This is a genomic window from Methylocella tundrae (assembly GCF_038024855.1).
In the GTDB taxonomy this organism is placed as follows: Bacteria; Pseudomonadota; Alphaproteobacteria; order Rhizobiales; family Beijerinckiaceae; genus Methylocapsa; species Methylocapsa tundrae.
Genome location: NZ_CP139089.1, coordinates 1,426,680 through 1,449,506 on the forward strand (window position 1 = coordinate 1,426,680; position 22,827 = coordinate 1,449,506).

Here is a 22,827-nt window from a genome sequence, read left to right on the forward strand (position 1 = left end):
GATAGTCATTTGGAGCCGTCGACGAGTGGGATGCCCTCGTCCTTCAGCACGGCTTTGATCTCAGCATTCGCGCGCACGAGGGCGTCGTCCAGTTCGGACAGCAGTTGCGTGTCGCCAATCCGGACCCCCATCACTTGATCGTACTGCTGCGGCAGCTTTTCGCCTCCTCCGCGCGTGGCGTCATCCCGGACGGGCGTCATTCTCAGCGAAGAATCGCCTTTGACATACCGCGCGATGTCCGGCGCGAAGGCCGCCGCCATATCGGCGCCGCCGCTCTTAACCTCGCCGATCATGCGCTCCGGCGGGATCTGGACGTATTCATTGCGCGGAGCCTTGAAACCGACCAGTGAATAGAGGTAGGGCATGTCATTTTCATAGGCGCCGATCTCCTTGAGCATCATCTCGCTGGGCGAGCCGAAATCGACAACGATATGGCCAAGGCTCCTGAGCTTCGGATCGTTCCATGAGTTGATCGCGAGGCCACGGTCTTTCTTAGTCACGAAAACATAGCTTGCACGGTAGTAGGGTTTGGTCGCAAGGACGCGCGCGTCTCCGGCGTCGAGCCCGATGACGACGTCGCACTTGTTCTTGTCGAGCCAGTCCCGGACGAGATAGATCGCCGGCTTGTCGGCGAAGACGAAGACAGGCTCGCGCCCCATCGCTTTCGCGACGATCGCAGCGATTTTGTTCTCGAACCCGGACCCGTCCTTCGCGGAATAGGGAAGCTGATTGGCTGAGGCGCAAATGCGCAATACGGAATCGGCCGCCTGCGCGGCGGCCTGCCCCGGGGAAGGATCCGCCTGCGGCGCCGCCGCGGCGCCGAAAGCGCAGGACAGCGCGCCGACGCCGGAAAGAACAAGAGCGCGGAAAGATGCGACGGCGGAGGCCGTAGCGAATACAGAAGGCGCCGATCGCGACATGATGCTATCCGCCAGTAGTTGTCGGGTTGAAGAAAAACAAAGCATGTCTCGCTCCGGACAAAGAGGCCGCCGCTCGCCTCCGCCGACCCTTATGTCAGCGGAGGCTACGTTTCATTGCAGAGCCCCTGGAGCGGGACGGAAGCTAGTTGGCGGACTGGTACTCTCCGACGTTCGGATCGTCGTAGGGGCCTTTGCCATTCAACGAGAAGACCAGCACGCCGCCTCCTTGCTGGGTGTAGTTGGCGAGCTGCTTGAATGCGCCCACCGCGCCAAGGCCGGCGGTTGGATCCTGAAGATCGAACACCAGGCCTACGGCAGGCCAGCCGCCAACGCCGTAATAGATTGCGATATATTGTACGCCCTTACGCGTATAGGTGATCGGGTAGCCGATGGCGCCGGACGGCAACTTGAACTTCCAGAGAAGTTCGCCTGTGTCACTGTTGCGGGCCTTGATGAAGCCATCGAGCGTTCCGTAGAAGACGACGTTGCCGGCTGTCGCCAGCGTGCCACCCCAAACGGCGAAGCGCTCCATCTTGTCCCACTTGAACTTGCCGGTGATCGCATTGTAGGCCTTGATCTGACCAAGCCCCTCGGCGTTCTGCCGGTCGCCTTTCGGGCCGGGATACATGTTCAGCGTGGCGCCGACGAAGAACTGACCTGCGCGATAAGGAAGCATGAAGGGCTCCCAGTCCATGCAGATGTGGTTGACGCCCATGAAGAAGAGCTGCTTCTGAGGGTCATAGGAATCGTGGCCCTGGTTGTGGTAGCCCATCGCCGAAGGGCAGATATCCTTCGCCAGATGATCCATCCGCGTGCCATATTCCGGATCGCGGATCGGCTGTCCGGTCTTCATGTCGACGGACTTGAATTCATTGACCGTGTCGTCGATCTTGTTGGCCGAAACGAGGTCGCCGTTGGTCCGGTCGAGCGTGTAGATGATTCCGTTTCGATCGGGATGGGTCAGCAGGCTGCGAACCTGACCGTCCTTGTCCTTTTGCTCGGAAAGCATCATGACGTTGACGCCGGCGTAGTCCCATTCGTCATGCGGGGTCTTTTGATAGCCGAATTTCGCCAGGCCTGTGTCAGCGTCGCGCCCGAAGATGGTCATCGTCCATTTGTTGTCGCCAGGGCGCATCGTCTCGTTCCACGGCGACGGGTTTCCTGTGCCGAAGTAGATCAGATTGGTCTTGGGATCGAAGGCGTACCATCCCCAGTTCGTTCCGCCGCCGATCTTCCAGGCGTCGCCCTCCCAGGTGTCGAGGCCAAGACCCTTCTGGCCGTACTGCGGGTTATGGATGTTGAAGTCGGCCGCCAGCAGGAGATCCTTGTCCGGGCCGGTCGCATAGGCGCGCCATTTCTGCTCACCGTCGTGGACATCGTAGGCGGTGACGTAGCCGCGCACGCCAAGCTCGGCGCCCGACGAACCGACGAGGACGTTGTCCTTCACCACATAGGGCGCGACGGTGAGCGTGGAGCCGACCTTGATGTCGGAGTTCTCCATCTTCCAGACAAGTTCGCCGGTCTTGGCGTTGAGCGCCTCAATATGCCCATCGAGCAGCGTCTTGAGGATCAGTGGCGGCGTTTTTGAGTCGCCCGGCCAATAGGCGAGACCACGGTTGACGAGATCGCAGCAGGCGACCGAGCGGGCGGCTGGATTTTGTTTCGGCTTGTCCTGCCAGAGAATCCTCGTCGGGTTGTCGAGATCGAGCGCGTATGTGATGTTCGGGAAAGACGTGTGGACATACATTGTGCCGTCGATCACGAGCGGAGCGCCTTCGTGACCATTGAGGACACCCGTCGAGAACGACCACGCCGCCTTCAGATCCTTCACATTGTCAGCGTTGATCTGGGTCAGCTTGCTGAAATTGTCGGAGTGGTAATTCTTGCCGGGCATGACCCAGTTTTCGTCGCTTTGCGACAGCTGATCGAGCTTGTCATTGGCGATCGCGAGGCCGGCAAATCCCATCGCTCCCGCCGCGAAAAGCGCAGCAAACGAGACATTCTGTAAAAGCCTGTTCATGTAAGCGAACCTCCCCACTGTTTTTCACGACGCCTGGATTTGCTGATCAGTCCAGTTCGTCTGCCGGGCGCCGATTGGCGGCGCCTCGGCGACTTGCTTTCATTTTGCCCGTCAACCGGGGCGCGTATTCATAGTCATTTGCGGACTAAGCTGTCAGTAGGCGTTCCTCGCAAAAAGATTGGGATAATCCGGCAATCTGCCCGGGATATTTCTCCCGATGTTTGACTGCGCGCCAAGTCGTATTCCAACGTTGCGAAGCAACGTCCGGCTGTGGTTTTATCAGTCCGATCATCAAGCTCCGCCGCGCTGAAAGGCGAACCCGATGAAACAGGAACAGCGAAGCGCGGCAGGAGCGCCGCATCGCGATTTTGTGATGCGAACGCGCTCGCTGAAAATGTTCGTTTTGTTTGCGATAGGCGCCGTCTCTATCGGCGGCTTCGGCGCGGCGATGACCGAGGCTTCGTCTCGGGCCGCTATAATCCAACCGGCGGCGCTGTATCCGGACGACAGGCGGCGTCCGATGACCAGCGAGGACTATCGTCGCTATCCCGGCGCGGGAGTGCTGTTTTGCCGCGACGAGGCGGGCGTTCCCCGCAAGGCCGCCGCGTCATGGCTGATCGGAAGCCGGCGCCTCGTCATGATGAACGCCCATATCTTCCGTGACCCCAACGCCGAAGCGACGCGCACGATAGACGAATGCTTCTTCCAGATCGCCGGCAGAAACTACGATTTCTCATCAGACAGCCTTGAGCTCGGCGTGCCGGACAGAGCTGGCTCGGGTTGTCTAAACAGTTTTCCGCGAAAGATAAGTGGCGTTCCGCCGGGTTGCTTTCGTTAGAGGGCGCCGGGTGTTGGGTGTGACGCAGGGAGGGCGAAGCCCGGCCGCAGTCGCATCCAGCACCCGGCGGCGGAAAATTCAGGCCGCCGCCAAGATGGGCGTCGGTTCGAAATAAGCCTCGTCCGGCGTGCGTCGGTCAAGGCTCGAATGCGGGCGCCGCCGATTGTAAAAGTTTAGATATCGGGCAATCGAGGTGCGCGCCACGCCGACGCTGTCATAGGCGTGCAGATAAACCTCTTCGTACTTGACCGACTTCCAGATGCGCTCGACGAAAACATTGTCGCGCCAGGCGCCCTTGCCATCCATGCTGATTGCGATCTTGTTGGCGATCAGCACGCTGGTGAACGCCTCGCTGGTGAACTGGCTTCCCTGATCCGTATTGAAAATCCCCGGCTTGCCATACTTCGCCAACGCCTCCTCCACCGCTTCGACGCAGAAATCGGCCTCTATTGTGATTGACACGCGGTGGCTGAGCACGCGACGGCTGAACCAGTCGACGACCGCGGCGAGATAGACGAAGCCGCGCGCCATCGAGATGTAGGTGATGTCCATCGCCCACGCCTGGTTCGGGCGATCGACCTTCAATCCGCGCAGCAAATACGGGTAAATCTTGTGACCTGGCGCGGGTTTTGACGTGTTTGGCCGGCGATAAATCGCCTCGATGCCCATGCGCTTCATCAGCGTGGCGACATGGCGGCGGCCCGCGGCGACGCCCTCGCGGTTCAGAAAATCCCGCAACATCCGGCTGCCCGCGAACGGGAATTCCAGATGCAATTCGTCGATGCGGCGCATCAGCGCGAGGTCTTCGGCCGATACCGGGCGAGGTTTGTAATAGACGCTGCCGCGACTGATATTTAGGATCTTGGCCTGACGGGAGATAGGAAGATCGTGATTGCGGTCGATCATCGCTTTGCGCTCAGCATGCCGGCCTTGATGAGCGCGCCTTCCAAAAAATCGTTTTCCAATGCCAACTCGCCGATTTTGGCGTGAAGCGCCTTCAAATCCACCGGCGCGGCTTGGACGTTCGTGGCGTCGGCGCCGAAAACCCCGGCCGCCCCTTCAAGCAATTGCGACTTCCAGTCCCTGATCTGGTTCGGATGAACCTCAAAGTCCTGCGCTAGCTCAGTCAGCGTCTTCTCGCCCTTCAGGGCGGCTAGAGCCACTTTGGCCTTGAAACCTGGCGTGTGGTTCCGGCGCGGTCGTTTGGTCATAATCTCTCCTGATGCGCGACGATCATCGCCGCTGTCAGGCGGAAAAGCTACTTATCGATCCGTCCAGATTCCCCGAGCCAGCTCTGACAATGCAAAGCGCCTTCACATCACCGACGATTGGGCGCTCGCGCATTTGCAGGAACCCGTCGATGGAATCGCAGCGCCGTAGCCTATTCCCACGGCTCCCTCGCTCGCGACCGGCGGCGGGATCGTGGAGGTGACCATGGTCTCACCCGCAGGCCACGCCAATTTTGCGGAACCTAGTAGCATCGAGGCCTGCGCCATCCATGAGATAGATCCGCCGAGCGAGGATGGCATCCGGCGCGTCCGTCATGATTGTAACGATGGATATGGCGGCTCCGGGTCCGGACTCTTCGACGAAGCCGGTCATCTCGTCGCGATGCAGAGCGCGTCGCTCGACATGAATCGCCGGCTCGCCTTCGACATCGGTTTGCACTACGGCTCTGCGATTTTGATCGAAGGCAAGCTGCTCGACGCGATCATGCAAAAAGTCAACGCGCGTCCCTGATGGCGCCGCTGGGACGCATTTGCGCGGACATCAACACTGGCTCGTTAAACGATCGACTGTGCTGGTTTTTACGCTGCGGCCCATTTCCCATGCCCCTTGCCGATTTCCGTCCGAAATCATCCGGCATGCTGGCTCTTCCTCCGGTTGACCTTAAGCTACCGGGATGTCGAGGATCTCCTGCCTGAGCGCGGATTGATGGTCAGCAATGAATAGCCAAATCAGCTCGAAAATCGCCTATTCTCGGCCAATGTCATCTATTCTTGGCCAATGTCATAATGCCTCTCATAGTTGGGATACAGTCCCGTGAAGATTGCCAACAAACGTTGGCACGCAGAATGATGCCGCAGGCCGTGGAAACATTCACTGACTAATGGGGAGTTTATCTAAAAACATAGCCCATTTAGGGGATTCGCCCCTGTTAATTCGGGCGTTATGTCGCTTCCCTTAAGAAAAACACACATTGGAGATGGCCGTGTCACTTAGAATTACCACATATGCCTCACTGGTGGCGCTCGGCGCCGCCTGCGTCGCGCTCCCGGCCTTCGCGGCCACGGCGAATATAAAGGCGCTCGACCCTGACAATGACGGCACCGTCAGCCTCTCTGAAGCGCAGGCGGCTGGCGCCCACAAATTCGCAGCACTCGATCCGGACGGCGACCGTACGCTTGACGCCAAAGAGGCGAAAAGCGTCCTCATAGACTTCTCGGCCGCCGATCCCGACAAGGACGGCACAATAGACAAGGCCGAATATGCGGCGGCGATCGCAGCTGCCTTCAAGGCGGCTGATCCGGATGCCGACGGGACGGTGGACGCCGCCGAATTTGCGACGCCGGCCGGGCAAAAGCTTCTCGGATTGATTCAGTAATCAACCCTCGAAAGGCTTTGCTTCGGGTGAACAGGCAGGAAGGGTATCCGGGTTCCAACACCTCGACCCGGGGCCGACTTGGACTGACACCCGTTGGGATCGAGTCAGTTCGCCCCCCTTGAATAGCACCCCCGAATTGCTTCAAGGCCCAACGATCGCGATTCGATAGCTTTTTCTAGCTGGCCCCGCTGCCCGTCAAAAGGCGCGGGGCTCCCGCCACCGACCCACCCACTGAGGCGCCTTCGCCGCCAAGGAGGTCCGCAAAAAAGGCTACAGCCGCCCTCGTGCCGGCACTTCCAACGCCCCAATCCAGCGGGCAGCGCTTTCCCTAGCACTACTTTGGCGGAATTAATTCTGAGTACGCCTGAAGCGCATTCGGCAATGGGGACATCGGTGGTAGATTTGCTTTGGCGATAGCGCCTTGATGACGGCGCGTCGAACCGCCGGGAGGGTCGGTTGCGGCGGCCCGTGAAGGATTCTTTTTTTCCCGCGTCGCCTGCTTGAGGCGCTGATGCTGAAGGAAGGCGTAGGCGATCATGGTCATGAGCGCGTGCCGGTGCAGCCCCCGCCATGATCGTCCTTCGAAATGATCGAGGCCGAGTTCCTCTTTCATCTGCTGATGCCCCTGCTCGCAGACCCAGCGCGCTTTGATTGCGGCGGCGAGCCTCTTGAGACTGACCTTGGCCGGCAGATTGGCGAGATAATATTTGCGCTCGCCGGATGAGCGCCATTCGCCGACCAACCACGCCTCCTCGCCCGGCATGTGCTGTTGGCCCTTGTCAAGGATGCGCTGAGGCGCCCCGTCCGCGATGCGAATGCGCAGGGCGGCGAAGCGGGCGCTCAGGGGACCTTTGACGCCACGCCGCCAACTGACTTTCCTCCATTTGGCCTCGACCAACATCGTCTCGGCCGCGACCGAGAGCTGATCGGGGATCTGGTTCTTGCGCGGCCGGCCGCGCCCCGCCACAGGGAAGATCAAGGAAACGCCGGCGGGATAGACCTTTTGATGTTTGGGAACGCCCACGGCCCAAACAAGCCCGCGCGCGCTGAGCCCCTGGCGGAAGGCGGCGGACAGGCCGTAGCCAGCGTCGGCGAGAACGGCGCCAAAGCGGACGCCTTGAGCCGTCAGCCGGTCGATCTCTTGAAGCGCGATCTCCGGCTTGGTGAGTGGCCTTTGAGATGCTTCGGGAACGCCGGCTCTCGCCATGCGGAGCGGATCACTCGTCCAGCTCTCCGGCAGGAACAGCCGCAAGCCGACGGCGATCGGAACTTCTTGACGCGCCAGCGTCAGGGAAACCAGGGTCTGGCAATTGGCTCTCTTTCCGAGCATGGACGCATATTGCGGGGCGACTCCGACCGAATGCTCGCCCTTCTTGGGCAGGCTCGTGTCGTCGATGACCAGAAAGGCGTCGGACGCGCCGATGAGCCTATCCGCTTGCTTCGCCAATTCCGCCTCAAGCGGCGCGCTATCCCACAGGCCGTCCGAGATGAAATGATGCAGCCGGTCGTAACGATCGGGCGCCATGCGCGCCGCCATCGGCTCGATGCTCTTGCGTTCCCCCGGCCCAATCAGCCCCGCCACATATAAAGGGCACATCTGCCGCCGCTTCTTGTGGCCAAGTTTCTCAACGAACGGCTTCAACCAATCCGTCAGCGCCGCATTCCAATCCGCCATCACTCGCGCTCCCATTGGAGCGCAAAGCCTTGCCAATCAAAGTAACCAATCCGTTAATCCGCCAAAGTAGTGCTAGGGTCGGGACTCATAACCAATAGCTGACGGTTGCGGCGATGCAGACTGCGGCGAGAAAGTTCACGGCGTTTCGGTCGTAGCGCGTCGCCACCCGCCTGAAATCTTTGAGGCGGCAGAACATGCGCTCGATGGCGTTGCGGTTGCGATAGAGGAAAGGCGAAAAGCAGTTCTTCCATTTGCGATTGGCCTTTGGCGGAATGTTCGGCATCGCGCCGGCGTCCTCAACCTGCCGGCGGATGGCATCGCTGTCGTAACCCTTGTCGCCGTGCAGGATTTCGCAGGCGGGCAGCCGAGCCAGCAGTTCCGCGCCCGCCGTGCAATCGGCGACCTGGCCGCCGGTCAGCATGAAGGCGGGCGACGGGCCGCATCGGTCAAGGCGTGGATTTTGGTCGTGCGTCCGCCGCGCGAACGCCCGATGGCCTGATTTTTCTCCCCCCTTTGCCGCCGCTGGCCGATCGATGCGCCTTCACCGCCGAGGAATCGATGAGAACCTGCACAGGCGGGCCGCCCGCTTGAGCAAGCGCGTGGAACAGATCGACCCAGACGCCCTTCGCGGCCCAGCGAACATAGCGATTATAAAGGGTTTTCTTCGGCCCATAGTCTGGCGGCGCGTCGATCCAGCGGTCGCCCGATTTCAAAACATGAATGATCCCACTGATGACCCGGCGATCATCGACGCGCGCCTTGCCGCGGGTATCGGTTGGCAGATGCGGCGCAATCTTCGCAAACTGCCGGTCCGTAAGCCAAAAATAGTCCTGATTCATCGCTGCCTCCCTTCGGAAGCCGTGAATCACATCGCCCTCCTCATGCCAACCATTTTATGAGTCCCGACCCTAGCACTACTTTGGCGGATTAACGGATTGGTTACTTTGATTGGCAAGGCTTTGCGCTCCAATGGGAGCGCGAGTGATGGCGGATTGGAATGCGGCGCTGACGGATTGGTTGAAGCCGTTCGTTGAGAAACTTGGCCACAAGAAGCGGCGGCAGATGTGCCCTTTATATGTGGCGGGGCTGATTGGGCCGGGGGAACGCAAGAGCATCGAGCCGATGGCGGCGCGCATGGCGCCCGATCGTTACGACCGGCTGCATCATTTCATCTCGGACGGCCTGTGGGATAGCGCGCCGCTTGAGGCGGAATTGGCGAAGCAAGCGGATAGGCTCATCGGCGCGTCCGACGCCTTTCTGGTCATCGACGACACGAGCCTGCCCAAGAAGGGCGAGCATTCGGTCGGAGTCGCCCCGCAATATGCGTCCATGCTCGGAAAGAGAGCCAATTGCCAGACCCTGGTTTCCCTGACGCTGGCGCGTCAAGAAGTTCCGATCGCCGTCGGCTTGCGGCTGTTCCTGCCGGAGAGCTGGACGAGTGATCCGCTCCGCATGGCGAGAGCCGGCGTTCCCGAAGCATCTCAAAGGCCACTCACCAAGCCGGAGATCGCGCTTCAAGAGATCGACCGGCTGACGGCTCAAGGCGTCCGCTTTGGCGCCGTTCTCGCCGACGCTGGCTACGGCCTGTCCGCCGCCTTCCGCCAGGGGCTCAGCGCGCGCGGGCTTGTTTGGGCCGTGGGCGTTCCCAAACATCAAAAGGTCTATCCCGCCGGCGTTTCCTTGATCTTCCCTGTGGCGGGGCGCGGCCGGCCGCGCAAGAACCAGATCCCCGATCAGCTCTCGGTCGCGGCCGAGACGATGTTGGTCGAGGCCAAATGGAGGAAAGTCAGTTGGCGGCGTGGCGTCAAAGGTCCCCTGAGCGCCCGCTTCGCCGCCCTGCGCATTCGCATCGCGGACGGGGCGCCTCAGCGCATCCTTGACAAGGGCCAACAGCACATGCCGGGCGAGGAGGCGTGGTTGGTCGGCGAATGGCGCTCATCCGGCGAGCGCAAATATTATCTCGCCAATCTGCCGGCCAAGGTCAGTCTCAAGAGGCTCGCCGCCGCAATCAAAGCGCGCTGGGTCTGCGAGCAGGGGCATCAGCAGATGAAAGAGGAACTCGGCCTCGATCATTTCGAAGGACGATCATGGCGGGGGCTGCACCGGCACGCGCTCATGACCATGATCGCCTACGCCTTCCTTCAGCATCAGCGCCTCAAGCAGGCGACGCGGGAAAAAAAGAATCCTTCACGGGCCGCCGCAACCGACCCTCCCGGCGGTTCGACGCGCCGTCATCAAGGCGCTATCGCCAAAGCAAATCTACCACCGATGTCCCCATTGCCGAATGCGCTTCAGGCGTACTCAGAATTAATTCCGCCAAAGTAGTGCTAGTAAACCGATCCGCGGCAGTATGGGCAAAATGGGGCACGAAAAGTCGAAGGGTCGAACATGCGTCTAATCAAACTCACAATAGCAGTCACGCTGGTTTCCATCGCGCCGGCGCTGGGCGCCGGGAAACCGACGCGGTTCTGGAACCTCACCTCATCGACGGTGAAAGAACTCCGCCTTGCGCCTGCGGGCACGGAACAATTCGGCGAAAATCAATGTCTGAACGACAAGGATGCCGAAGTGGATCATGACGAACGGTTGAAAGTCGCCGATGTGGAAACCGACCAGTATGACGCCAAGATCGGGTTTGCGGGCGGCCGCATTTGCCGAGCGAAAAACCTCTCTGTCGAAGCGGGCCAGGTGTTTTCGATCGAAGACAGGGATCTTGTTGACTGTTCGAAGTGAGGCTTGATGCTGCCGACGAGGCCTAACGACTATGACGTAAGGAATGGCGCCTACGAGGCCGCTCGCCGTCAACCCAAGTGAGCAGGGTTCCGAGCATTTTTGTGCGCCCTAAGCGGCTCGATGCAATGCCCCGCTATTTGCGATCGAGTCGAGTCGGGCAACTCTACTGAGGCGCTCCGCCGGGCCTGCACGCCAGGATGCGGCTGTATGTGACCGCACCGGGTCGGAGATTTAAGCCAATTCAAACCCGGTTTTCGGAACGACCTGTTGGAAACGATCTGAGTTTCCAAGGTTAAAAGTCTACGTGAAGGTAGAAAATGTCCAGACATAAATACAAAATATCACAGCAACCATCGATGCCTGTGACATTGAAGCAACCCTGGCCTCGTTTTTTAGACGGCATCCATTTTTGTAGTTGCTCTCTCCGCCGCCGCTCTTACTCTTCCCGGTTGTAGACAAATCATGCGTTTGAGCCAGGCCGGTCGATGACTGGCGACAGCGCCTCAACTCCGATCGGGGGAAATCCCATGAGAATTCGCAGGGCTTGGTCATTCGTGGCCGCGACTGTGCTTGGAAACGCGGTTTTCATTCATGCGGCGCGGGCGCAGGACATCCCGAGCGTGGCCCTGCCCGAGGTCGATGTCGTATCTCCGACGCCCATTCCAGGCGCTAGCGGCATCGACCGCAACAAGGTGCCGGGATTCATATCCACAGTGACGGGACAGCAATTCGAGGACAAGAAATCGCCGGCCGTAACCGACGCCCTGACGGATCACGTTCCGGCCGCGATCGGCATCAATGTCGACGGCACGGATCTTTCCCCCGACTTTTTCTACCGCGGTTTTGATGCGTCCCGCATATCGGGAACCGCACAGGGGCTTGCGATCTACCAGAATGGCGTGCGCGTCAACGAGGCTTTTGGCGACAGCGTCAATCTCGATCTCATCTTGCCGATCGCGATCAATCGCGCCGACGTCTATACAAACAACCCGATTTTCGGCCTAAATGCGCTCGGCGGCGCCCTCAACTTCACGATGAAGAACGGCTTCACCTATCAGGGCGGCGAGGCCTCTCTGATGGGCGGATCCTACGGCCGGGTCTACGGCACTCTGCAATATGGAAAGCAATACGGCGACTACAGCGTCTATTTCGCCACCGACGCGTTGCGCGACGATGGATATCGGCCCTTTGGAGCGCAAAATCTCCAGCGCGCCTACGTGGACATCGGCTACCGCACCCAAGACTCCGAGGTCCACGCGATCGGCGCCTTCAGCCGCACCTGGCTTGGCGTTCAGGGCGTGACGCCTCAGGTCCTTGTTAACCAACAGTACAATTCTGTTTTCACGACTCCTCAGACGACCAACAACCAGTCTGGTCTGGCGCAGATCACGGGCCGATTCGACCTCACGCCGAGTTGGACGCTCGCCAGCAATTTCTATTTCCGGCAGTTCGACCAATATCATATCGACGGCAACGACGCGGACATCGCCGATTGCGGCGATCAGGGGGGAACGCCAGGAAATGCGTGCTTGCCCACGACCGGGTTCGCTGGCGCTAATCCGAACGATTACCAATTCACGAACCACGGCCAGCCAATCCCCTACCTCGGCGACAGCTTCCCCTATGGAACGACGGCGTTCACCGCGACGCACACATCGACCTTCGGCACGCAGGAGCAGCTCACGGACAAGGAGAAGATCCTCGGTCACGACAACTATTTCGTCGTCGGCGGCAGCGTCGATCAAAGCTACACGCATTTCTCGTCGACAACGACGCTGGGCGTCCTCGATCCCAATTTTCAAAACCTCTACCTCGGATTTCCTGGCTCGGAAGCGATCCTTCAAACGCAAGGCAATGTCGGCTTCGCCCCTGTCTGGGTCCATGCGCAAGCCACCTATTTCGGCGTCTTCGCACTTGACACCCTGAACATAACAAATGAGTTCGCGGTCACCGCCGGCGCACGATACAACGTCGCCAATATAGGCCTCTCCGATGCGAGCGGAGAGCAGCCGGACAATAACACGAACAACTCCTATAGCCGCATCAATCCGGTCATTGGCTTCACTTACACACCCTCGCCCGCATTGACGTTCTATGGCGGCTATTCGGAAGCGAACAGGGCGCCGACGCCGCTTGAGAGCCAGTGCTCCAATCCTTCCCTACCCTGCGTTCTCGAGACGGCGCTGGTCTCCGACCCGCCGCTCCAGCAGGTCGTTTCGCACACATGGGAAGGCGGCGCCCGCGGTACGCTGGTCATTCCAAACGGCTACGGCACGCTGATTTATAATGCCGGCGTATTCCATATCGTCAGCACCAACGATATCGTGAACGAGGCGAGCCAGATCTCCGGACAGGGCTTCTTCACCAATGTTCCCGAAACCTTGCGGCAGGGAGCCGAACTTGGCCTCCAATACAACTACGGGCCGTTGAATTTCTACGCCAACTATGCCCACGTCGACGCGACCTACCAATTCTCCGCCACGTTTTCCTCGCCAAACAACCCATCCGCCGATGCTAACGGGAATATCTTTGTCAAACCCGGCGATCGCATCCCCGGCATTCCAAGCAACCTCGCCAAGCTCGGCGTCACCTACGCCGTGACGCCTCAGCTCAAAGTGACCGCCGAGACCGTGCTGGTCGGCAGCCAATATTACGTCGGCGACGACGCCAACCAGCAACAAAAGCTTCCGGCCTATTACTACGTCAACCTCCGCAGCACGTATCAGGTCAACGAGAACGTTCAGATTTTTGGTTTGATCAACAACGTGACGAACAACCATTACGCCACATTCGGGACCTTCTACGGCACTGACACGACCGGCGGAAACGTAAATCAAACCTTGTTCAACAACAATCCTGCGAATGGTGGCGCTGGCAATGCGCGAGCGATTACCGTGGCGCAGCCGATCTCGCTTTACGCCGGTGTAAAGGTGACTTTCTAGGCTATGGGGAAAGCGGCTTCGCTTCGCCAAGGCGGCGCTATCGATGACTTGTTTCTGCTCTTTCCCGTGGAAAGATGCGCGTTGTAACATGCTTGGCCTGTTTCCCTTTATCGGCGCGCCCGGATCCGGGCGCGCCGCCTCGTCCAGGCCTCAAGACGGAGGTTCTCGTGTCGATCCAGAGCCGCCTTGTCCTGTCGATGACGCTTGTGCTTTTGCTGAGCCTTCTGGTTGGCTCAGCGCTCACCTACGAGCATGTGCTGGACAAGATCCGCACGGAAATGCAGGCCGCGTTGTCTGTTGGCGTTCATACGGCGGGGAATGCGGTCGACGATCGCGAAGAGGCGATCGACCCCGCCAAGCGCCTGCGGCTCGTCGTCGATGACTTTACGGGAGACCGCCACCTTCGGGCGACTCTTCGTGCATCCGATGGAAGGATACTGGCGCAATCCAAGCTGCTTCGCCCGGAGGATCCAGCGCCCGACTGGTTCTACCGCCTTGTCGCTGCAGCCCCGCCCCTGCAGGCGGACCTTGATCTACCTGCCGCGTTTCGTTCCGTCGGCACCGTCGCGCTCGAGTCCGACGCCCATAACGAGGTCGCCGAAGCCTGGAGCGATCTTCGGCTCCTGCTGACGATCATGGTGGTTTTCTTCAGCATGGTGCTTGGGCTCGTCTTCTGGACGATCCGGGGCGCCTTACAGCCCTTAAGAGTTGTCTGCAGCGCGCTTTTGGGCATCGGCGAGGGCGACTATAAGACACGGATCCGGCCAATGCCTTATCGCGAGTTGGAGCCGCTTCGACATGGCTTCAACGGCATGGCGGCGCGGCTTGAGGAAATGAGCGCGCAAAACCGTGTCCTCCACGAGCAGATTCTGAGCTTGCAGGAGGAGGAACGCGCGGAGCTTGCGCGCGATCTGCACGACGAGGTCGCGCCATTTCTTTTCGCGGTTGGTGCGGACGCCGCCATGATACGGCAGTTTCTCCAGACCGGCGCGGGCGGCAGGGCCGGCCCTCGCGCAGACGCCATATCCGAGGCGGTTCGCCATATGCAGAAGCATTTGCGGAATGTGTTGCGTCGCCTTGCGCCGGATGCGCTGCTTGACCTTGGCCTCGCCGGAGCCATCGACAATCTCGTCGCGTTCTGGAAGGCTCGGCGCCCCGAGGTGCGCTTCAACGTGGAGGTGACCGAAAACCAGGTTGACGCTCCGCTCGACTCGATCGCCTTCCGCGTCATCCAGGAGAGCTTGAGCAACGCGATCCGGCACGGCGATCCGTCGACCGTCGACGTCAGCGTCGCAATGGCGGAATCGCACATCCTGATAACCGTCGAGGACGACGGCTCGGGCTTCCCGGACGATCGTTCGACGAATGGTTTTGGGCTTGCCGGAATGAGGGAGCGGGTGCGCGCCGTCGGCGGCGCCGTCAGCGTTCGCAATCGGCCCGGCGGCCGGGGGGTGATCGTGGAGGCGGAGCTTCCGCCGCCGTCGAGGGAGCGCGCCATTGAACGCGACAAGGCGGGTGGCCTGACATGAAGCTCCTGCTGGTCGACGACCATATCGTGGTCCGTGAAGGGGTCAGGCGCCTGCTTTCTGTCTTCGTCGACGCGGTCGTCCTGCTCGAGGCCGGGACGACGCTGGAAGCGCTCTTGATGTTTCGCGCGGAACGCCCCGATGTCGTCATCCTCGATCTCAACCTGCCAGGCGCCGGCGGGCTCGATCTTTTGAAACGCCTTCTGATCGAGGATCCGCGCGTGCGGGTGTTGATTTTTTCGATGCATACGACGGCGCTCTATGTGGCGCGCGCGCTACGGTCGGGCGCGAAAGGCTATATCAGCAAGAGCGCCAGCGCCGAGGAACTCGTCGAAGCGATTCGCCAGGTGATGGCCGGCGGCCGTTACGTCGAGCGAGAACTGGCCGCCGATCTCGCGCTGAATGTCTTCGGCTCCGAAGATCCCGCAAAGGCGCTGTCGGCGCGCGAACTCGACATCATGCGGCAACTGGCCAAAGGCAAGAACCTCTCCGCCATCGCCGACACCCTCGGCATCTCCTACAAGACCGTCGCCAACGCCTGCACCACGATCAAACACAAGCTTCTGGTCCAGCACACGAGCGATCTGATCCGGCTCGCTGTCGAGATGCATGCGAGCTGACGCCTCGCATCAGGCGCCGGGCCGGTCACGGCTTGATCGCGAGACCCCAGGGCAAGCGTCCCACCGGCACGGAGCGCAGCACCTTCAACGCGGCGACGTCGATGACCGAGAGATCGTTGGTAAGCCCGTTCGAGGCGTAAAGCGTTTTGCCGTCGGGACTGAGCGCGAGCTGCCAGACGCGGTCGCCGACGAGCAAATATTTCACCACCTTCAAGCTCGCCACATCGATGACCGCGACGCGATTGGCGCGGCCGAGCGCGGCGAAGACCGTCTTGCCGTCGCGGCTAAATCGCAGGCCGACCGGCGAGATCAGCTCCTTGCGCACGCCGGGCAGCTCGAAGCCGATCTTCGCTTTGACCTTATGGGTGGCGGCGTCGATGATCGCGACGGTTCCGCCGACTTCCGACGTCACCCAGACATCCTTGTCGTCCGGCGAAAACACAGCGACGCGCGGGCGCGTGTCGACGAGCACATTGGCGACGACGGTCCTCGACGGGACGTCGATGAAATGCGCCATGCTGGTCGATTCGGAGACATCGACGACGGTCTTGCCGTCGGCGCTGACGGCGAGACCTTCTGGCTCGATGCCGACCGGAACCTTCGCCAGGACTGTCCCGTTCGCCCGTTCGAGCATCGTCACCATCGAATCGTCTTCATTCGAAACATAGATGATGTCGCCATCCGGCGACAGCGCAAGGGTTTCTGGATCAGGGCCGGAGTCCATCGTGCGTGAGACTTCGAGCCGCTCTGCGTCGATGACGGAGATGTCGCCTGAATCCCCGTTGCAGACCAGAACCTCGCGATGGTCCGGCGTGATGACGATGCCGCGCGGGCGAACGCCGACCGGAATCGTCTTGACGATGGATAGAGTTGCACCGTCCAGCACCGTGACCGTGTTGTCACGCTCGTTCGACACGAAGATCTGGCTGGCGCGAGCGGTGCTGGCGTCGACCATTGGCGCCGCGATGACTATGAAGGCGAACGCCAGCCTCATTGTGTAAATCGACATCTGGTTTCCGGCTCATCATATCCAAGGGTATCGGTCAAGAACTTCGGATGTAGAAAGCCTTCTTGCGGCGACATCGAAACGACCATCAGCGGCGTTGCGAGGAGCACGGGTTGCCGCAATTGCTGGTCCCATCTACGGAAGCTAAGCGCCTGCCCCTTGAAGGCCGCGATTCCGAAATCATCCCCGCGCAGGAAATCGCCGAGGCTTTTCGTGTCCGTCTTGCCGGATCGAATCACGGCTTCGCCGATCGTGCGAATAGCGAGCCAGCCGGCATAATCGCGCTCCGTCATCGGACGATGAGCCGCGATCTCGAAGCGATGTTGCATCTGCAGCGCGGAATATTCCTGATATGCCGGGTGCCAGGCGACCGGCACGAGCCCCTGCGTGCCGGCGATGAGGCGCGATTCGAACGTGTTGTAGGGCAGATAGTCGCCGAAGAGGTCGGCCTCATCCGCGACCACAACCACATCGTGGGGCGGCGCGTTCGACGTCGCCAGCGGCATCTGCGTCTGGATTTGCTGATAGCCGGTATCGACCCGGCGCGATCCCGCATCGTAAGCATAGCGCCGATCCTCGACGATCTTGCCGCCAAAGCGCGCGGCGGAAAGACGAATGTCGTCGGCGAAGGCCGCATCCGCCCCCCCCGCGCCACGCAGGAGAAGCCATCGGCGCCAGCCCTTCGCCACGAGAAATTGAGCGAGGGCGTCGGCCCGCATCGCGGTGCTCGGCAGCAGATGGAAGATGTTTCGCGCGCACTGCTCCTGACGCAGGGAATCCTCGCTCGTTCGCATGTCGAGGATGATGGCGTCTTTCGCTTCCGGCGTTTTCGCCGCGGCAAGAAGATCCGGCGCCGTCAAATCGGCGATCACGAGGCTATACCGGGCGAGCAAGGGCTTCGCCTCGGTGGCGACGACGGCGCCGGGTTTCAGATGCACGACGTCCATTGCATATTGGCGCCCGACAAACTTGCCGGTCAAATTGATCTCGCTCAAGGCAAGGCGCGCGCCCGCTTCGCCATCATCATCGGGTTCTGTTTGCAGCAGGGACAGATACTGCGCCTTGGGATAATCCCCGGCGAGATAAAGGATTGTCAGCGGGGCCACGCCCGATGGCGCCGCCGCGCCTTCTGCGACCGCCGCGGCGGAAGCAGAGGAGAGCGGCTGGAGCGCCAGCAGCCAGAACAGCGCAAACGCCGCTCCCGCCGCACTTTTGAGGTTGCGATGCATGAGATCACCAGTTGATCCGGTTCGGAGCCCCTTTGTAGAGCGAACGGATGTAAGCGAGGATCTCGAACAGCTCCTCGTCGCTCTTGATAAGCTCGCCGAACGGCGGCATCGGCCCGACGATATTCTCCATGCCGATGCGCACGAATCCCTTTTTCTGCAGGCCTTCCGAGCCAAGCGTGACAAGCCGGAACAGCGTATCGTCGTCGCTGCCGTAAACCCACACGTCGTTCGTAAGAGGGGGACACATGCCGCCGCCGCCGTTCCCTCCGTGGCAGCCTGGGCAGCCCTTGCCCTGGAACGCCGCCTTTCCGGCTTCGATTTTATCGGCCTGCCCCGTAAATGGATTGTTGATTGTTGCGAGCGGACCGGACGCCACGACGTCAATCGGCGACTTCCCCGTGACCGGCGACTTCGGAAGCAAAGCGGAGGGGCTTTTCGAAAGATCTGACGCCGACGGTTGGCGCTGGTTGGCAGGGCCCCCGGTGGGCGCCCCGCCTGACGAATCGGCGTCAACCGTTCCACAAACCGCCATCAAAGCCGCGGCGATAATCAGCGCCCTTCTCATCATCTATTCGATTCCATTATTTGCAGGAAGATTTACCAGGCCGGGAGCGGACGTCACAGGTCCTACGGGCCAATGCGAAGAGCTTCATTTAGTCGACGACTTCGCCAACAGATCGAGCAAGCGCGTCGCCGATCCGCTTTCATTCTTCGCGGCTGCGTCGCGCGCCGTCTCGCCGGCTGCGTCGCGCGCATCGGCCTTCGCCCCGGCCTGGAGCAGAAGGCCGACCATCGGCGCATTGTCGCGGGCGGCGGCGATCATCAGGGGAGTCACGCCTTCGGCGCTTGCGGCGTTGACATTCGCCCCTTTCGCAAGAAGTTCGCGCGCGACGTCGATCGAGTTCGAGCCTTGCGTCAGCTTCGCGGCGGCGCTCCTCGGTGGCGGATCGCTAGCGGCGATCATGAGCGGCGTCAGCCTCTTGGCGTTGACGGGCTCGTCAATCTTAGCTCCTTTGGCGATCAGAGACCTGGCCGCATCGTATTTCTTCTCTTCGATCGCGATGGAAAGCGGCGTGTAGCCGCCAGGCGCCGGCGTCTCGACGCTGGCGCCGCGTGCGAGAAGGGCCTCGATCGCTGGCGCATCGTTACGCAGGACAGCGTGCAGAAGCGGCGTCCACCCGTCGCCGTCGGGATCCTCCGCGCGCGCGCCATGATCGAGAAGAAATAGCGTCGTCGACAATGATCCGAGGCGAACCGACGCCGCCAAAGGCGTATAGCCTTGCGGATCTTTCTTGTTGATGTCGGCCCCCTTTGTCAGAAGATAGGCGACGCGGTCATTATCAGCGGCGAGGATTGCATCATCGAATTCGCGATCGACATCGGCGCCATCGGCAAGCCAGCCATCGAGCCGCTCGCGCGTCACCACGGGATGTTCGCGGCGCAGCCTGGTCATTTCTTCGGCCGAGACGGTTGGCGCCGTATAGATGCCATGCGCCCTCACGGGCCCGGAGACGAGGCAATTGGCGCATTCGACCAGCGGGACGCCATAGTCTTCAAGGATCTTGCGTATTTCCTCCCTATGGGCGTTCAGGGCGTCCTCGATCGCGTATTTCTCGATCGCGTCGGTCTTGCGAACGCCGATGGCCATTTCGAACTCCATAGGAATGACGTTATCCAACAGATTGGTCGGCTGCAGCGTCAGCGGGGCGCCCTTTGCCTTCAGCCATCCGGCGAATGGTCCCCACACAGCGGCGACGTCGAGCTTGCCGTCGACCACCTCCTGGACCTGCCACCAGGGCTGGTGCTCCTCCACGAGATCGCCGTCGTGGGTGACTTCATGCACATGAACATTGCTGACGATGCCGTGATCCGCCAGCGATTGCCGCAACGCCGAGAGTTCATAGACCCCGACCTGAAGCTTTTTAAGCCGCGGATCAGACAGACTCTTGAAATCGTAGGCGCGATCCGCGCGGGAGGCGAGGACATAGGTCGTTCGATAGAGAGGAGCGGTCGTCAGCGCCGACTCATAGCCGACCGGCACATCCATGAGGATGTCGCAGTCGTTGGTGTCGAAAGTTTGCCGCGTCATGCCGCGCTCGATATAGGGGCGCCAAAAATAGGAGACGCTGGTCCCGAGCGCCTTGGCGACGACCTCCGCGATTTTGTTCTCGAAGCCTTCTCCTTTGATGTTGGAGAAGGGCATGTTGCCGGGATCGCCACAAACGCGGAACGAAGAGAAATGCGCTTTGCGCGCAGCCGATCTCGCGGCGTCGCGTTCGATTTGCGTGAACTCCTCGAAGGCTTTGTTGTTAGGCGCGGCCTGGGCGAAAGCGTCGTTTGCAAGCAAGGGCGTCATCAAAATGCCGATCAGTGACGAACATATTGCGGTCTTCATTTTTACGGCTCGCTCAACCAGGGTCGATGGAGGCAGCGCGTCCAGCGCCGACAATGAAAAAGACACCCTGCGGTGAGTTGGGGCACGCTGCAGGGTGTCAGTCCGGCGGAGGAAAGGAATGCGCTACTGAGTAGACGCCGCCTTATCCGGAACGCGGAACGTGTAGAGCGTCCCGCCTTGCGGAATCTTGTTGAACCCACCGACCTTCGTCAAAGCCGTCGAACCGATCGCGCCAAACTTGTCGTCGAGATCGAGTCCGGCGACCGCCGGCAGACCGATCCAGCCGCCGATGCCCGAGAGGACGGAGACATATTCGTGCCCCTTGATCTTGTAGGCGATCGGATTTCCGATGACGCCAGAGCCGAGCTTGCGCTGCCAAAGAACCTTTCCGGTGGCGCGGTCGACGGCGCGGAAGTCGCCGTTGAGGCTGCCGTAGAACACGAGGCCGCCGTCCGTGTTGAGCGTGCCGCTCCAGTTCGGATAGGCGTCGGGAATCTCCCACTCCGTCTTTCCGGTCAGCACATTAAACTTCTTGAGCTTGCCCATGACGCCGGGCTTCTCTGGATACATATAGACATTCGCGAAGACATAGACCGTGCCTTGTTGCGTATGCGTGCGGGCCTGCGGCTCGTCCTCCATGCACCAATTATTGGTCGGCACATAGAAATTGGTGGGATCCTTCGGATCGACCGAGGCTGGCTGTTGGTCCTTGCCGCCCATGGCCGATGGACATGCCTGCGTATTGACGCCGATCTTGAACGGCGAATGTTCCGGCACTTTCACGGGACGGCCGGTTTTCAGGTCGACCTTCTCAGCCCAGTTGACCGTGACGAATTTATTGGCGCGCAGCAGATTGCCGTCGGTACGGTCGAGGACATAGGCGAAGCCGTTGCGGTCGAAGTGAACCAGGCCCTTGACCGGCTTCCCGTCGACATTCGGAAAATCGACCAGAATATTCTCATTGACGCCGTCATAGTCCCACTGGTCGAACGGGGTCATCTGATAGGCCCAGACCACTTCCCCCGTATCGACTTTCCGCGCGAAAATGGTCATCGACCATTTGTTGTCCCATTTGCCGGAATTGCACTCTTCTTGCGTGTCGGCGCCGCAACGCGTCGTCGGACTCCAGTTGCCCGGATTTCCAGTCGAGGCGTAAACAAGGCCGAGTTCCGGATCGTAGCTGTACCAGGCCCAGGGCGAACCGCCGCCGCGCTTCCATTCATCGCCCGGATAGCTCGAAAGGCCGATATCGCTGCCGTAGACGCCATGTTCCGGATGCGCCTTGTTGGTGTCGGGCGTCAGGCCGACGTCCTTGTCGGTCCCGTTGCTCTCGAAGCTCCAAGCCAGTTTTCCTGTCGCGAGATCATAAGCTTCGAGACGGCCGCGGGCCGCGAATTCATCGCCGCCGAACCCGACGATTACCTTGTCCTTGGCGATCAGCGGCGCGTTCGTCACGGTTTCGCCGTGCTCGGGGAAGGCGTGCTTGACGACCCACACTTCCTTGCCAGTCTTGGCGTCGAGCGCGATAAGGAAACCATCAAGCGTGTTGAAGAAGACTTTTCCGTCGGCATAATTGACGCCGCGGTTTACCACGTCGCAACAGGCGCGCGGCACGGCGGAGAGATCGCGGTCCGTGCCTTTATTGTAGGACCAGACCTGCACGGGATTGTCGGGATTGCTGAGGTCGAGCGCCTGGACGATGTTCGGCCATGCGCTGACGAAGAACATCATCGGCTTACCGTCGACGTCGACGACAACAGGCTGGCCTTCGTGACCGCGCAAGGCGCCCGTCGATTGCGACCAGGCCAGTTGCAGATTGCCGATATTGTCCTTGTTCAGATCTTTGAGATCGCTGTGGCGCTGAAGCGCGAGATTCTGCCCCATGCCCGGCCAGAGGTCCGGGTTCTTGCTATTCCGGACGATCTCCTCGTCCGAGCCCGCCCTCGCGCCGACGGCTGAAAGCGAGGCTATCGCCAAAACGGCAAGCGCCGCCTGGCACAGCAAATGTTTCCGCCAACTCATCTATGTCCCTCCCGGTCCTGATCACGAGATCGTTGGGATCGCATCATTATTGACGCCCGACGGCGCCAACGCTGCGTCTCGATCTTGTTGCGTAGGCAACATATCGAAATGGGGCTTCGGCGATAGATATGGAATTCCCGAAATGGCGGGAAAAACTTCCCGTTCTCCAGTTGAATGCAGTTCATCGGCATGCCGCAGACGACTCTGCATGTATGATTACGAAGCGGCGCCCTGATATGGATCCGGCAATAATGACGTTTCTGAATTTCAGCGTTACGTAAGCTGAAATATGCTGC

At 60.5% G+C, this 22,827-nt stretch carries 17 protein-coding genes and 2 pseudogenes; 9 read left to right on the plus strand and 10 right to left on the minus strand.

Annotated elements, in window-relative coordinates:
- Positions 1 to 5 precede the first annotated feature (5 nt).
- Together moxJ and SIN04_RS09155 are read right to left on the minus strand one after the other, a co-directional pair.
- Positions 6 to 920: a methanol oxidation system protein MoxJ gene (gene moxJ, locus SIN04_RS09150; RefSeq protein ID WP_134488505.1), complete on the minus strand. Its 915-nt coding sequence runs from the start codon at positions 918 to 920 to the stop codon at positions 6 to 8.
- A 142-nt stretch (positions 921 to 1,062) separates the two neighbouring features.
- Positions 1,063 to 2,886 (minus strand): methanol/ethanol family PQQ-dependent dehydrogenase, encoded by a 1,824-nt coding sequence (locus tag SIN04_RS09155; RefSeq protein WP_423136023.1) that lies wholly within the window; start codon positions 2,884 to 2,886, stop codon positions 1,063 to 1,065.
- Between the two features lie 376 nt (positions 2,887 to 3,262).
- Here SIN04_RS09155 and SIN04_RS09160 point away from each other — a divergent pair, with 376 nt between their 5' ends.
- Positions 3,263 to 3,778: a hypothetical protein gene (locus tag SIN04_RS09160; protein ID WP_341264386.1), complete on the plus strand. Its 516-nt coding sequence runs from the start codon at positions 3,263 to 3,265 to the stop codon at positions 3,776 to 3,778.
- Positions 3,779 to 3,856: 78 nt separating this feature from the next.
- On the opposite strand, the gene SIN04_RS09165 is transcribed toward SIN04_RS09160, so the two are convergent.
- Positions 3,857 to 4,989 (minus strand): IS3 family transposase gene (locus SIN04_RS09165; protein WP_322847426.1). Its coding sequence is split into 2 segments (ribosomal slippage): positions 3,857 to 4,725 and positions 4,725 to 4,989, totalling 1,134 coding nucleotides; the frame shifts between segments, so codons are not numbered across the junction.
- 223 nt (positions 4,990 to 5,212) lie between these two features.
- Between SIN04_RS09165 and SIN04_RS09170 the strand changes: the two genes are divergently transcribed.
- The 3 genes and pseudogenes from SIN04_RS09170 (at position 5,213) to SIN04_RS09180 (ending at position 6,383) form a co-directional block, all read left to right on the plus strand.
- Positions 5,213 to 5,518, plus strand: a complete 306-nt coding sequence (locus SIN04_RS09170; protein ID WP_134488511.1) for a trypsin-like peptidase domain-containing protein — start codon at positions 5,213 to 5,215, stop codon at positions 5,516 to 5,518.
- A gap of 73 nt (positions 5,519 to 5,591) precedes the next feature.
- Positions 5,592 to 5,728, plus strand: a pseudogene (locus SIN04_RS09175) (IS6 family transposase); the annotation flags it as partial.
- A gap of 256 nt (positions 5,729 to 5,984) precedes the next feature.
- Positions 5,985 to 6,383: an EF-hand domain-containing protein gene (locus SIN04_RS09180; protein ID WP_341264387.1), complete on the plus strand. Its 399-nt coding sequence runs from the start codon at positions 5,985 to 5,987 to the stop codon at positions 6,381 to 6,383.
- Positions 6,384 to 6,717: 334 nt separating this feature from the next.
- On the opposite strand, the gene SIN04_RS09185 is transcribed toward SIN04_RS09180, so the two are convergent.
- On the minus strand, positions 6,718 to 8,073 hold the full coding sequence (locus tag SIN04_RS09185; protein WP_423135984.1) for an IS701 family transposase: 1,356 nt from the start codon (positions 8,071 to 8,073) through the stop codon (positions 6,718 to 6,720).
- A 70-nt stretch (positions 8,074 to 8,143) separates the two neighbouring features.
- Positions 8,144 to 8,897: pseudogene (locus SIN04_RS09190) on the minus strand (IS5 family transposase).
- A gap of 130 nt (positions 8,898 to 9,027) precedes the next feature.
- On the opposite strand from SIN04_RS09190, the gene SIN04_RS09195 reads away from it, so the two are divergent.
- The 5 genes from SIN04_RS09195 to SIN04_RS09215 all read left to right on the plus strand — a co-directional run bounded on the left by SIN04_RS09195 (position 9,028) and on the right by SIN04_RS09215 (position 15,879).
- A complete protein-coding gene (locus SIN04_RS09195) occupies positions 9,028 to 10,383 on the plus strand; it encodes an IS701 family transposase (protein ID WP_423135984.1) in 1,356 nt (451 codons plus the stop codon).
- 63 nt (positions 10,384 to 10,446) lie between these two features.
- Positions 10,447 to 10,791 carry a hypothetical protein gene (locus tag SIN04_RS09200; protein WP_134488515.1) on the plus strand — a complete coding sequence of 115 codons (345 nt, stop codon included), beginning with the start codon at positions 10,447 to 10,449 and terminating at the stop codon, positions 10,789 to 10,791.
- A gap of 527 nt (positions 10,792 to 11,318) precedes the next feature.
- Positions 11,319 to 13,733, plus strand: coding sequence for a TonB-dependent receptor (locus SIN04_RS09205; RefSeq protein ID WP_134488517.1), 2,415 nt, complete (start codon positions 11,319 to 11,321; stop codon positions 13,731 to 13,733).
- 167 nt (positions 13,734 to 13,900) lie between these two features.
- Complete coding sequence (locus tag SIN04_RS09210) at positions 13,901 to 15,262, plus strand: sensor histidine kinase (RefSeq protein ID WP_341264388.1); 1,362 nt, start codon at positions 13,901 to 13,903, stop codon at positions 15,260 to 15,262.
- Positions 15,259 to 15,879 carry a response regulator gene (locus tag SIN04_RS09215; RefSeq protein WP_134488523.1) on the plus strand — a complete coding sequence of 207 codons (621 nt, stop codon included), beginning with the start codon at positions 15,259 to 15,261 and terminating at the stop codon, positions 15,877 to 15,879. The genes SIN04_RS09210 and SIN04_RS09215 overlap by 4 nt, the downstream gene beginning before the upstream one ends.
- 25 nt (positions 15,880 to 15,904) lie before the next feature.
- On the opposite strand, the gene SIN04_RS09220 is transcribed toward SIN04_RS09215, so the two are convergent.
- The 5 genes from SIN04_RS09220 to SIN04_RS09240 all read right to left on the minus strand — a co-directional run bounded on the left by SIN04_RS09220 (position 15,905) and on the right by SIN04_RS09240 (position 22,531).
- Positions 15,905 to 16,888 (minus strand): PQQ-dependent catabolism-associated beta-propeller protein, encoded by a 984-nt coding sequence (locus SIN04_RS09220; protein WP_134488525.1) that lies wholly within the window; start codon positions 16,886 to 16,888, stop codon positions 15,905 to 15,907.
- Positions 16,870 to 18,114 (minus strand): ABC transporter substrate-binding protein, encoded by a 1,245-nt coding sequence (locus tag SIN04_RS09225; RefSeq protein ID WP_341264389.1) that lies wholly within the window; start codon positions 18,112 to 18,114, stop codon positions 16,870 to 16,872. The genes SIN04_RS09220 and SIN04_RS09225 overlap by 19 nt, the downstream gene beginning before the upstream one ends.
- Before the next feature lie 4 nt (positions 18,115 to 18,118).
- Positions 18,119 to 18,682 (minus strand): c-type cytochrome, encoded by a 564-nt coding sequence (locus SIN04_RS09230; protein ID WP_134488527.1) that lies wholly within the window; start codon positions 18,680 to 18,682, stop codon positions 18,119 to 18,121.
- Between the two features lie 81 nt (positions 18,683 to 18,763).
- Complete coding sequence (locus SIN04_RS09235; RefSeq protein ID WP_134488529.1) at positions 18,764 to 20,509, minus strand: quinoprotein dehydrogenase-associated putative ABC transporter substrate-binding protein; 1,746 nt, start codon at positions 20,507 to 20,509, stop codon at positions 18,764 to 18,766.
- Positions 20,510 to 20,632: 123 nt separating this feature from the next.
- Positions 20,633 to 22,531: a methanol/ethanol family PQQ-dependent dehydrogenase gene (locus SIN04_RS09240; protein WP_341264390.1), complete on the minus strand. Its 1,899-nt coding sequence runs from the start codon at positions 22,529 to 22,531 to the stop codon at positions 20,633 to 20,635.
- Between the last annotated feature and the right edge of the window lie 296 nt (positions 22,532 to 22,827).

Coding starts and splice junctions, on each gene's coding strand:
- moxJ (WP_134488505.1), bottom strand. CDS start 920: ATGTCGCGATCGGCGCCTTCTGTATTCGCTACGGCCTCCGCCGTCGCA.
- SIN04_RS09155 (WP_423136023.1), bottom strand. CDS start 2,886: ATGGGATTTGCCGGCCTCGCGATCGCCAATGACAAGCTCGATCAGCTG.
- SIN04_RS09160 (WP_341264386.1), top strand. CDS start 3,263: ATGAAACAGGAACAGCGAAGCGCGGCAGGAGCGCCGCATCGCGATTTT.
- SIN04_RS09170 (WP_134488511.1), top strand. CDS start 5,213: ATGGTCTCACCCGCAGGCCACGCCAATTTTGCGGAACCTAGTAGCATC.
- SIN04_RS09180 (WP_341264387.1), top strand. CDS start 5,985: ATGGCCGTGTCACTTAGAATTACCACATATGCCTCACTGGTGGCGCTC.
- SIN04_RS09185 (WP_423135984.1), bottom strand. CDS start 8,073: ATGGGAGCGCGAGTGATGGCGGATTGGAATGCGGCGCTGACGGATTGG.
- SIN04_RS09195 (WP_423135984.1), top strand. CDS start 9,028: ATGGGAGCGCGAGTGATGGCGGATTGGAATGCGGCGCTGACGGATTGG.
- SIN04_RS09200 (WP_134488515.1), top strand. CDS start 10,447: ATGCGTCTAATCAAACTCACAATAGCAGTCACGCTGGTTTCCATCGCG.
- SIN04_RS09205 (WP_134488517.1), top strand. CDS start 11,319: ATGAGAATTCGCAGGGCTTGGTCATTCGTGGCCGCGACTGTGCTTGGA.
- SIN04_RS09215 (WP_134488523.1), top strand. CDS start 15,259: ATGAAGCTCCTGCTGGTCGACGACCATATCGTGGTCCGTGAAGGGGTC.
- SIN04_RS09220 (WP_134488525.1), bottom strand. CDS start 16,888: ATGTCGATTTACACAATGAGGCTGGCGTTCGCCTTCATAGTCATCGCG.
- SIN04_RS09225 (WP_341264389.1), bottom strand. CDS start 18,114: ATGCATCGCAACCTCAAAAGTGCGGCGGGAGCGGCGTTTGCGCTGTTC.
- SIN04_RS09230 (WP_134488527.1), bottom strand. CDS start 18,682: ATGATGAGAAGGGCGCTGATTATCGCCGCGGCTTTGATGGCGGTTTGT.
- SIN04_RS09235 (WP_134488529.1), bottom strand. CDS start 20,509: ATGAAGACCGCAATATGTTCGTCACTGATCGGCATTTTGATGACGCCC.
- SIN04_RS09240 (WP_341264390.1), bottom strand. CDS start 22,531: ATGAGTTGGCGGAAACATTTGCTGTGCCAGGCGGCGCTTGCCGTTTTG.